Raw genomic sequence first — 10,653 nt, 5'->3', positions numbered from 1 at the left:
CGCCTGACATTCATCAATATTATAAAAATATAACGAGATACCAGAGATGCCACGACCCGGCCGCGGCGAGAGCACCGAAAGGGATTTCCGCGCGGCAGGTCGCCGGGTACTGTCGGCATGTCCTGCTATTTTTTCTTTCTTCCGGTGAAATCCGGCTCCGGATCCATCCCGCTGCCCGTGAAGGAACACCGCAACGATGCCGCTTGCCTCAGCCCGGCTCCTGGTAGCGCTCCTGCTGCACGAACAGCACCGCGTCGAGCCCGCGGGTGTGCTCCTCCGCTATCCTTCCCCGCCTCCCGCGGAACGCCATCTCGTCCGCGCGGCGACGGCGCTCGCCGCCGGCCGGGCGAAAGGAGCGCTGCGGGAGCTGCGGGAGAGCGAACACGACCCGACCGACCCCGATCACCTGGCGGCGCACGAGGCGCTCTACCTCGCCGCGCTGGCTCTCGACCTCAACTGGTCCCCCGATGACGTCGGCGTCGTCCGGGCCTGGGCCACGAGGACGTTCGCTCCGCCTCCGGTTGGGCCCGCCGCGCGTCCCGGTGTACCCGGTCCGCGCCGGGAACGCCCGGCCCACCGGGCCCACCGGGCCAATTGGGCGCCATCCCAGCCGACCCCCCCGACTCCGGGCACTCCGGGCACTCCGGGCACTCCGGTCCGGCCGGATTGGCCGGACCAGCCGGACCAGCCGGACCAGCCGGACCGCCGCGGACCATGACGGACGCCCCGCTGATCGCCTGGACGACGCAGGTCATCGCCCGGCAACGGCACGCACTGCTCGAACCGACGACCGCGGTCATCTGCGTGCTCGGTGCCGAGATCATCCCCGGTATCCGGGTGGCGCGGGCACAGCTGGCCCTGACCGGTCACCGCGTCGACCACCGCGAAACCGGCCGGAGGCACGGGCCCGGCCCCCATCGCTTCCCCCATCACCTGCCCTATCGCCTGCCCCGTCACGTGGTTGTGCACGGTCACAGCGCCGATCCGGCACGCGCCGCACGGACCGCCGACCCTGCCGGAACGCTCGCAATGCAGGCCCTGGACACGGCTGACCTCTTCGTCACCCATCTCGACGAGCTCCCGGTGCCACAGGCGGCGGCGTACGCGCGGATCCTGCGGGCGGATCTGCTGTTCCGGGCGAACCAGGAGGCCGAAGCCGGCATGGCGTTGGACGCGGTCGAGGCCGGCGCCGGGTCCGACCACGCGACACTGGCCCATGCGGCGCTGGTGCGCGGCGACTGGGCCGGCTTCCCGGATGGCGGGGCGCAGACGCTCGGCCGTCGGCCCGGCGGGAGCCCGATCATCCAGTCGCGAACGGCCTATCCGGAACGCGCGGAGGAACTGTGGCAGCGGGCCCTGACCGCCTACGGGCGCGCCGGGTCGGAGGGCGGGCGCGCCGCCGGACTGCTCCGGCTGGCCGGGGCGCCGACGGCGGCAGGCCGGCTGATCCTGCGCAGGGCCCGGATCGACGAGGCGGCCCGGCGCGCCCGGGCAGCCGGCAACGAGGCGCTGACCTGGCTGGCGAGAGTGCAGAGCCAGGCCGAGCAGGCGGTCGCCGGAGAACCGTCCACAGCGGGACTGCGGGCCATGATGACGGCGCTGGCCGACTGGTCCAGGCTGGAGGGGAGCACGAGTTACGGCCGCGGGCTCGGCCGACTGCTGATCGACGCCGCCGACGCCGCCGACGCCGCCGACGCCGCCGGTGACGCCGATACCGGCACCGCTGGTGACCCCGACGACGTCGAGGCGGCGGGCCGCGAGGATCCTGGCCGGCGGCTGGTCAAGATCGCTTCCCGGGGAAGGGCGGCGGAGTCGACGGCCGGGAACCGCGGCCGTTCAGGGACCGGGCGATCTGCCTGACCAGTTCAAGCTCCGCTGCCGCACCGTCCTTGTCGACGAGATCGATGTAGCTGATGCCGCGCAACAGCCCGGCCGGGTCACAGGTCTCGACGCGGATCGGGATCAGCGTGCGCTTCACGCCGTTGGGATCCGCCTGCCAGGCCGCCTGCCAGGCCGCCTGCATCTTCTCCGAGGCCAGGTAGCTCTTCGACAGCACGGCAAGGGTACGCCGGGACTGCGAGATCCCTTCGTGCAGCAGACCGATCTCGTGCTCACCGGGCAGCGCGTCGAGGGCCGCCAGATGCACCGAATGACCCCGGCCTTCCAACACGCGGGCAATCCAGGAGCCCCAGGCCTCATCGGACGGATCCGCGGAGATGAGGAAGTCCCACTTCTCGTCCGCGAGCGGCCCCTGACCGGAGCCGTTCGACGGGGTCCGCACCGCCGGGAACGGGCGCCCCGGCAGCGTGATCCACGCGAGGCCCTCGTACTTGCCCGCCACCGACACCTCGACTCGGCGGTACTGCGCCGGGTCGAGATCCCGCAGCCGCCCGGCCACCGTACCGCGGTAGAACTCGGACGATAGGATGAGCGCCAGTTCCGCGTCCTTGTCCTGTTCCAGCAGCTGCCGGACGGGGTCCGCGTCGACCAGCCGGGCGGCGACCACCGCCGCGTCGCCGACGAAACCACTGCCGTCGATACCCACCTCGCCCTGGTGCAGGGCCAACCTCAACCGGATTCGACCGGTCTCGTTACGCCCCCGGTTGTAGGTCCGCAGCGCGATCCGCAGTTCCCGGACGAACTCGGTCGCGAGAACGGCCTTGGGAACGTCGGCGGCCACGGCTGCGAGAAAGCCGTCGCCGCGATCCTGGCGCAGCCGGATCGACCGGGGAGGCAGGCCGGCGCCTCCGGCCGCCTCGTCGACGATCCGGCGCAGCCCCTCCCGCCAGCTCGCCTGCGTCGCGATGTCCTGACGGCTGTAGTGCCTGGCATCCAGGCAGAAAACGCTGACATGCCGCGGGACGCCGTCCTCCCACGGGGCGCCCTCGCCGCGGGAGACACCCTCGCCGCGGGAGACACCGTCCTCCCGGACGGCGTCAGCGAAGATCCGGTTGCCCCGATAGTCCCGATGCGCCTCGGTGAGGATGCGCCTCCGGCCGTCCGGCAACAGCCCGTTCTCCAACAGCGACGCGAGCTCGGACCAGAACTCGAACGACGACTCACCCGGGTAGAACTGCGGATGGTGCCGACGAGCCAGCCCGGCACGTTCCAACAGATGAGTCGCCTTCATCTGGTTGGTGAAGGTGGCGGAAAGCGCCTCGATCTCCGCCTCGGTCAGCCGGTCCGTCACGAGTCCCCCGTAGGCATGCCCGCAGAAATCCGGCGACGCGACGGTTGGTGGTCCGTCAGTCGGCGGATTCGTCCTCGAATTCTAACCCGTCCCTACCCGTTGTATTGGGTGGGTTCACCGACCTTCGGTGTCGTGCGCGGGACCGAACTCCGGGGAGCGTCCGGGCCTCGCGACGGGAATGACGCCCGCCTCCGCGGCACCGACGCCACCGGCACCGCTCGCATGGTGACCGTCCAGCACGAGGCGGCCGCCCGCCACCAGGTGACCTTCCGTTACCAGGTGACCGCCCGCCACCAGGTGACCGTCCAGCACAAGGCGGCGCTGTTCCTCGGCAGCGGTCTGCTCAACCTGTCGCATGGCACGGCGCAGGATCGGCGGAGCCATGACCGACGTGACGATCGCGACCAGAACGATGACCGTGTACGTCTCGGTGGAGAGCACCCCCAGCCGCACGCCGACGCTGGCCACCACGATCTCGATGACCCCCCGCGCGTTCATGCCGGCGCCCAGCGCAAGACCCTCCCAGGGGGTCAGCCGGCTGGCCCGTGCCCCCGCGTACACACCGGCAAACTTGCCGAAGACCGCGACCGCGAGCACGATCACCGCCGCGAGCAGAACCCGGGGTTCACCCAGAGCGGTGAGATCGACACGTAGGCCCGCCGTCGCGAAGAAGATGGGCGCGAGCACCGCCATCACCACGATTCGCAACGGGGCGACACTGGCATGATCCACCAGGCCGGACGACCCGAGGACGACCCCGCCCAGGAAGGCGCCGAACACCGCCTCCAGCTCCAACGCCTGCGTCCCGGCCGCCGACGCGAGCACCAGCACGGCCACGAAGGCCACGACCGATCCGCTCCTGGCGCCGGGATCGGCGCCAGCCCCAGCCCCGGCACCACTCGTGGCAATGATCCGTCCCAGCACGGCCCGGACGACGACCCGGCCGATCGTCAACGCGAAGATCCCCGCCCCGAGGACGTAAAGCACCGACAACGCCGTGTCGCCCGCCCGGACACCGGTGGTCGCCATCGCGGACACGACCGCCAGCATCAGCCAGCCAACGGCGTCGTCGATGATCCCGCCGGCCAGCGCGAGCTGCCCGACCTCCCGATGGGTCAGACGCATCTCCATGAGCGTCTTCGCCATCACCGGGATGGCGCTCACGCACATCGTCACCCCGAGGAACAGCGCGAAGACCGTCCGGTCGCCGTCGGGGCCCAGCAGGGAGGATGGCATCAGCACGCCGGTGGCGATCCCGAAACCCAACGGCAGGAGCAACCCACCGAGGCTGATCCGGGCGACGGTGAGACTGCGCCGGCGGATGATCCGCGTATCAATCTCGAACCCGCTGAGCGCGACCAGGAAGAGAACGCCGAGCTGTCCCACCGCGTCGAGCAGGTGAAACTGCGCGGCGTCACGCGGAAGCAACCAGTCCGAGAAGGCCGGCCACAGCGTTCCGAGCAATGACGGGCCGAGGAGCACGCCGACGCAAAGCTCACCGACGATGGCGGGCATCCGCAGGCGCACGGCGACACGCCCGAGCAGAATTGCCAGACTGAGCAGCACGGCGAGCTGAAGCAGGAACAGCAGCAGGGAATGCGGTGGGATCGAGGGGACGGGCTGGGCGGACGTGAGGGACAATGTCTCTCCTCGGACGTCTCGCCACCATTGACGGCGGCGAGGGCTCCAAGCCGACGACCGACGGGCGCATCGGCGACAGGCCAGCCGAGAGCCGGAATCCCGGATCACGGAGACCGGATCACGGATTTCTCGTCATCCCCCGTCGCCCGCGCGCATGCGATTCGGTCGGCTGACGCCGCGGGCGCCGGCACTGGTACCGACGTCCCTCAAGAAGAAACCACAACGGACGCCGGGAAGTCCGCCGTTCGCGTCATCTCCCGCCGCATGGCGCGGAGTTGTGGAGGGGTAATCACGTTTTCCGGACCGGCAACCGTGACCAGCCCTCCGCACTTCCCTCCGCTTCACCAGCCTGCGCAGGCGGGGAGAAATCGGCTCAGATGAGGCCGAGCGCGCGGACCGCCTCCCGCTCCTCGGCCAGCTCACGCACCGAGGCGTCGATCTTCTCCCGGGAGAAGGCGTCGAGCTCCAGACCCTGCACGATCTCGAACCGGCCGCCGGATGCGGTGACCGGGAACGAGGAGATGAGTCCCTCGGGCACCCCGTAGGAGCCGTCGGACGGGATCGCCGCCGAAGTCCAGTCGCCCGCCGGGGTGCCGTTGACCCAGGTGAAGATGTGGTCGATGGCCGCGGAGGCAGCCGACGCCGCGGACGATGCGCCGCGCACCTCAATGATCTCGGCGCCCCGCTTGGCGACCCGCGGGATGAACTCGTCGGCAATCCATGCCTGGTCGCCGACCGCCTCGGCGCCGCTGCGTCCGCCCACCTCGGCGTGGAAGATGTCCGGGTACTGGGTAGCCGAATGGTTACCCCAGATCGTGATCTTCTTGATCTCGGTGCTGGGCACGCCGAGTTTCTTGGCGAGCTGCGCGATCGCGCGGTTGTGGTCAAGCCGGGTCATCGCGGTGAATCGCTCGGCGGGCACGTCCGGAGCGTGCGTCTGAGCGATGAGCGCATTGGTGTTGGCCGGGTTCCCGACGACGAGGACCCTGATGTCCTCGGCGGCCCCGCTGTTGATCGCCTCGCCCTGCGGCTTGAAGATCCCGCCGTTGGCGGACAGCAGGTCACCACGCTCCATGCCCTTGGTCCGCGGGCGTGCGCCGACGAGGAGGGCCACGTTGGTGCCCTCGAAGGCCCGTTTGGCGTCGTCGAACACGTCAACCCCCGCCAGTAGCGGGAAGGCGCTGTCCTCCAGCTCCAGCGCCGTGCCCTCCGCCGCCCGCACGGCCTGCGGGATCTCCAACAGACGCAGCTTCACCGGCGTGCCCGCACCCAGCAGCTGGCCCGACGCGATGCGGAACAGTAGCGCGTAGCCGATCTGACCGGCGGCGCCGGTTACGGTGACGTTGACGGGCGTTGAGCTCACTGGCTTCTCCTGGTGCAGATCACGGAAGATCGGGGTGCGGCCCGTGTCGTCCTCGTAACGATCCCGAGCCGGCTGGGTAACCGGTCCTGGACTGGAACGTCTTCTGCCGCCCCAGCGATGCTAGTCCGAGGCTAGTCCGAAGTTCTTGGTCAGGAGGCACGGGCGGCGCGGACGCAGCTCACATCGCGGCGCCGCGATGGGGCACGTGCTACCGGCCGATCTCGGTCCCGCACCGTGGTACGGGCGGGACCAGCGCGAAACGTTTCGCGTCCGCGGCGACCTGAAGGAAGGTGTAGCAACGGGTGATCTGCCCGAAATGGGCGGCGAAGTTGACGGGGGCGGGCAGCAACCCGTCCGCGTCATAGCCGCGCACCGCCCGCAGGCCCCTGATGAACGTCTCCCGGCTGGGACATGGCCCGGCGGCCACCAAGCCGCGCAGGAACATGTCCGCCGAGATCCACCCGGACAGGGCCGCCTGCTGGGCCGGCGGGGACACCTGGGGCGCGTACTCCAGCATGGCCTGCAGGAACCGTTGGTGAGCGGGAGTCTCCTGCTCGAACGGCAGGTAGTCGACGAAACTGTAGACCCCGGCCAGCACTCCGCCGAACAATTGCAGGAGACGCTGGTCGTAGCCGGTGGGCGACAGGATGACCCGCAGATCTGCCCGGGCCACCCGGGCGCCCAGGACCACCTGGCCGAAGGCGGCGCCGGTGACGGCGCCGACCAGGACGTCCGCGCCGCTGTCGCGCACCTTCCGGCCGATACCCGGGATGTCGACCGGCCCGGTCGCATCGATCCGGCCGAGCACCCGCACCCCGGCCGCGGCGAGGCTCAGCGCCATCTTGTCGGCGAGGGTCACGGAGGTCGCCGAGAACCCGGACTGGGCGATGATCGCCCGGTGGCCGCCGCGCTCGGCGACGAACTCACCCCAGGTCGTGACGGACGGCCCGTCGAAGATCATATTCGAGTAGCTGAACATGTTGTCGTTGTGGGTCCAGGCAGCTTCCAGCGAGGTACCGGTCACCGGTATTCGCCGGCTATTGAGATAACCAGCGGAACCACTGGCCACGGAGGTCGACTCGATGATTCCGAACACCTGGTCGTCCTCCACGAGCCCCTGGGCGGCGGCCTGGTTCCCGGCGGGATTCGAGGCGTCATCCCGCCAGACATAGACCACTTTTCGGCCATACACACCACCCGCCTTGTCCGCCACCCCGAGCCGGGCGTCCACTCCGGCCCGGAAGGACCGGAACAGTGACGCCGCGTTTCCGGTGTCCGGATAGAGCAGGCCGAATCTGATCGCGCCCGGACCGACGCCCGGCGCCGCGCAGGCCGGGGGTGCGGTCGGCCTGTCGGTGGAGACCCGGCAGCCGACCGCTCCCAAGACGATCAGGAGACTCACGAGCCCGAGCAGCGCGGCCCGACGGTCCGCACGACGGCGCCGAGGCCGGTGCGGCCCGGCCCCCAGAGCCGTGATGCTCCTCACTCCATCAAGCCTGAACCAGGAGGACCACTCTTCGGCGCCATTCCGTTGATTTTGTGAGATTCACCGAAGATCGATCGCTCCCGGTTTCAGGATCCGATCCCGCTTCGGGCTCCCCACGCGGTACCCCGTGGGGTGCGATACCCCGTGGGAGTGCGGCCCGGTCGGCCAGGTCGGCCAGGTCAGAACGCCGCCGCGGCGGCCCGGGCGATGGCCTGGTCAAGGGGGGCGGGACCACCGCTCACCCCGACGGCCCCCACGATCACCCCGTTCCGCCACAGCGGCAGCGCACCGGGCAGACCCGTAACGACCGGTTCCGCCGGCGACGGACGCTCCCGTCCGACGCGGCCGTCACCTGTGGCAGGTGCCTTGCCGCCGGCAGGTGCCTCGCCGCCGGCCTGCGCCTTGCCGCCAGTGTGTCCCTCGCCACCGGTATGACTGACCAGCTGGGCCGGCGGAGCCCAGGACCGAGCCGCACACGCCTTGTCGACGGAGATATCCGCGGTCTCGAGCCGGGCATTGTCCATCCGGACGTGGGCAACCAGAATTCCGGCGTGGTCAACGACGGCAATGTTAACCGGTTGACCGAGGTGAACCGCATATTTCTCCCCGGCGGCGATGATCCGACGGGCGTCCTCGAGCGATACGGTCATCCGCGACTCTCCCCATAAAGCGGCGTTCCGGTGCGCTTGACCATAGGCCCTGGCTGACTGTCAGGTGGTGGAAGGCGCGCCGCGTAACCACCGTCGCGCATGGCACTCCCGAGTGGCGAACGGCAGGATAACGGCAGGATACAGGTAGACACGGGGTATCCCCGGTTCCCCGGCGGGGAACCGGGGGTCAGGCCGCGGCGACGAACGGGAGGACGGCCCGGGGGCAGCGGTGGATCAACCGGCTGGAGAGATAGCCGCCGCCCAGCAGGTCCAGCAGAGCACCGGCGCCCGGATGATCCAGCCGGCCGACCCGGTGCAGGCCGCGCAGACGCAACAGACCGGGCAGGTGCGCCTCGATGACTCGCTGGTCGGGCCGGGGAGCTCCCTCGAGCCAGGTGTCGAACTGCGCGCCGGTCATGATTTCCCACACAACTGTGTCCGCGACGGCACCGGTGCCGTCGGTGACGGTCACCAGATGGGGTACCCGGATCAGATCGGCGAAGCCGCTGAGATCCGGCCGCACCCCGGCGGTGACGACGTTGTCACCGACCTCCGGCTCGCCGCCGGACCCGGGGGGGCCGCCGGGGGCGGGCGTATCGCCTGCTCCCGGCCGTCTCAGGGCATTGCGCAGATGAGAAGCGAACGCCAAGGCCAGCGCGCTGCGACCGGGCGGGCTGGCATGAGCGTGCAGGACGATGGCGTCGACTGCCGGTGCGCGTAGCCGCTCGGCCGCCGCGCGAACCAGCCAGGCCGGCTCGACCAGGACGAAACCGACCTGCGCGCGCCGCCGCTCCTCGATGGCGTCACCGCCGCGGATGGCGTCACCGCCACGGATGGCGTCACCGCCGCGTCCCGACGGGGTCCGCACCCTCATGGACTCGTGAATCCACTGGCAGGTGATGAGCCCGTCGGCACCGGGAAGTGAGAGGAGCGGCAGATCCTCCGAGCTGAAGATCCGTTCAGGGATCGACGTGGGCATGCTGTCTCCGGTCCGGTTGGCCGGGAGCGACGCGAACGCGAACGAGACCGCGGGCCGCGTGAGCGGGTTGCTAGGTGCAGGAGCGGGGCTGGCACCGTCTCGCCACGTGCCCGCCCGGTCCGGGCGGGCACCGCCCCCCAGACCACAATCGGCCACGGTGCCCACACCGTCCACGACCCGGCGTGGGCTCCCTGCAGGGGGAGCCCACGCGGCGATGGAACGTACCCGCCTCGTCGAGGCTGCCGGAACCGGGAAAGCCATGACGGACTCAGCTACTGGAGCAGGTTGTCGAAGTCGCCGTCTTTGGCGCCGAGTATCAGAGCCTCGATTTCAGCTCGGGTATACACCAGAGCGGGTCCGTTTGGATGCCGAGAGTTACGGACGGCAACTTCGTCGCCCGGAAGCTTCGCCATTTCGACGCAGTTTCCCTGCGAGTTGCTCCGGCGGCTCTTCTGCCATGTCACGCGCTGCAGCGCCGCGGCAGGCATACCGCTGTAGATCTTGCTCATGTCGATCTCCTGAAGCCCCGGGAAGCCGTGCCGCCACGGCCCCGACCCACGCCGTCCGCTCGCTATACCACCGACGGGCCAACCACCGACCGCCGACCGACTGCCAGCCAAAACCATGACGGAACACCCCCCGGAAGATCGTCCCACCATGCCAGCGTGTGCGACTGCACGAACTTTGGCTCACGATACAGCACGGTCGGGTGCACGTGCATCAAGCGGGCGACAGACGCCCGGCCCGATGCCTCGCGCCGCCACGGCCTCCACGCCGAACCAGTCCCAGGACGGCCCCAGGGCAGCCCAAAGAAAGATCAATGAAAGATCAAGAGAAGATCAAGAGAAGATCGACAGCATCTAACGGAAGCGTCAAGGATGTTGATCTAACCACCGAAGGCACTAAAAATCTCATCACAAACACCATAAAAACACCACGAATCTGCGCCCAGCCCGTCCATGGGGCTCCCCGAAGAACCATGGACGGGTCTCGACACCACTAGGCGAAACGTCCGAAAAATCCGAAGAGTGACGAATCCGATCCGTGCACCGGGCACCCGTACGAGGCGGCCGCGGGCCGAGCCAGGAGAAAAAGATCCCCGACCTGGGGGAAAGATGCGCGCTCACGACGGGGCACTCCGGCTCCCCGGACGACGGGAGGCCGGCCGCGCGCGACCTGACTGTGCACAAGGTCATAGCCTCGGCGTAGCGAAAACCGTGGCCCTTCCGGTCCACTCGTGGCTCCGGGGCCCGCGACATAGCTGTAAAACAACGGGGGACACCTCAACAGCACTCGACGGAGATCGTGCACCAGAACCAGCGCGCCGGCGAAGAGCGCGTCGGC

9 protein-coding genes are annotated in these 10,653 nt (G+C 69.6%); 2 read left to right on the top strand and 7 right to left on the bottom strand.

The window, feature by feature from the left end:
• Positions 1–196: 196 nt before the first annotated feature.
• Both AC08OP_RS13635 and AC08OP_RS13630 read left to right on the top strand, forming a co-directional pair.
• Positions 197–718 (top strand): hypothetical protein, encoded by a 522-nt coding sequence (locus AC08OP_RS13635; protein ID WP_476614533.1) that lies wholly within the window; start codon positions 197–199, stop codon positions 716–718.
• Positions 715–1,860, top strand: a complete 1,146-nt coding sequence (locus AC08OP_RS13630; protein WP_476614532.1) for a hypothetical protein — start codon at positions 715–717, stop codon at positions 1,858–1,860. Before AC08OP_RS13635 ends, AC08OP_RS13630 begins: the two co-directional genes overlap by 4 nt.
• On the opposite strand, the gene AC08OP_RS13625 is transcribed toward AC08OP_RS13630, so the two are convergent.
• The 7 genes from AC08OP_RS13625 to AC08OP_RS13595 form a co-directional block, all read right to left on the bottom strand.
• The gene (locus AC08OP_RS13625; protein ID WP_476614531.1) at positions 1,781–3,190 is read right to left on the bottom strand and encodes a TIR domain-containing protein; all 1,410 of its coding nucleotides are present in this window, start codon (positions 3,188–3,190) and stop codon (positions 1,781–1,783) included. The two genes, AC08OP_RS13630 and AC08OP_RS13625, sit on opposite strands and share 80 nt — an antisense overlap.
• Positions 3,191–3,304: 114 nt before the next feature.
• Positions 3,305–4,831, bottom strand: a complete 1,527-nt coding sequence (locus AC08OP_RS13620; protein ID WP_476614530.1) for a cation:proton antiporter — start codon at positions 4,829–4,831, stop codon at positions 3,305–3,307.
• 373 nt (positions 4,832–5,204) lie between these two features.
• Complete coding sequence (locus AC08OP_RS13615; protein WP_476595636.1) at positions 5,205–6,194, bottom strand: malate dehydrogenase; 990 nt, start codon at positions 6,192–6,194, stop codon at positions 5,205–5,207.
• A gap of 208 nt (positions 6,195–6,402) precedes the next feature.
• Positions 6,403–7,587: an ABC transporter substrate-binding protein gene (locus AC08OP_RS13610; RefSeq protein WP_476614534.1), complete on the bottom strand. Its 1,185-nt coding sequence runs from the start codon at positions 7,585–7,587 to the stop codon at positions 6,403–6,405.
• A gap of 272 nt (positions 7,588–7,859) precedes the next feature.
• Entirely contained in the window at positions 7,860–8,330 is a 471-nt protein-coding gene (locus AC08OP_RS13605; protein WP_476614529.1) for a GlcG/HbpS family heme-binding protein, read from the bottom strand.
• 187 nt (positions 8,331–8,517) lie between these two features.
• Complete coding sequence (locus tag AC08OP_RS13600) at positions 8,518–9,309, bottom strand: hypothetical protein (RefSeq protein WP_476614528.1); 792 nt, start codon at positions 9,307–9,309, stop codon at positions 8,518–8,520.
• Positions 9,310–9,581: 272 nt separating this feature from the next.
• On the bottom strand, positions 9,582–9,818 hold the full coding sequence (locus AC08OP_RS13595) for a DUF397 domain-containing protein (RefSeq protein WP_476601763.1): 237 nt from the start codon (positions 9,816–9,818) through the stop codon (positions 9,582–9,584).
• Positions 9,819–10,653 lie beyond the last annotated feature (835 nt).

It is taken from the genome of Frankia sp. CeRuru1 (assembly GCF_977966315.1).
Note: the sequence above shows the minus strand (reverse complement) of the source record. Positions and strands in the feature narration are given on the sequence as shown.

What these genes read in the sequence shown, in the direction of transcription:
- AC08OP_RS13630 (WP_476614532.1), top strand. Translation starts at nt 715, where the DNA reads ATGACGGACGCCCCGCTGATCGCCTGGACGACGCAGGTCATCGCCCGG.
- AC08OP_RS13635 (WP_476614533.1), top strand. Translation starts at nt 197, where the DNA reads ATGCCGCTTGCCTCAGCCCGGCTCCTGGTAGCGCTCCTGCTGCACGAA.
- AC08OP_RS13605 (WP_476614529.1), bottom strand. Translation starts at nt 8,330, where the DNA reads ATGACCGTATCGCTCGAGGACGCCCGTCGGATCATCGCCGCCGGGGAG.
- AC08OP_RS13600 (WP_476614528.1), bottom strand. Translation starts at nt 9,309, where the DNA reads ATGCCCACGTCGATCCCTGAACGGATCTTCAGCTCGGAGGATCTGCCG.
- AC08OP_RS13595 (WP_476601763.1), bottom strand. Translation starts at nt 9,818, where the DNA reads ATGAGCAAGATCTACAGCGGTATGCCTGCCGCGGCGCTGCAGCGCGTG.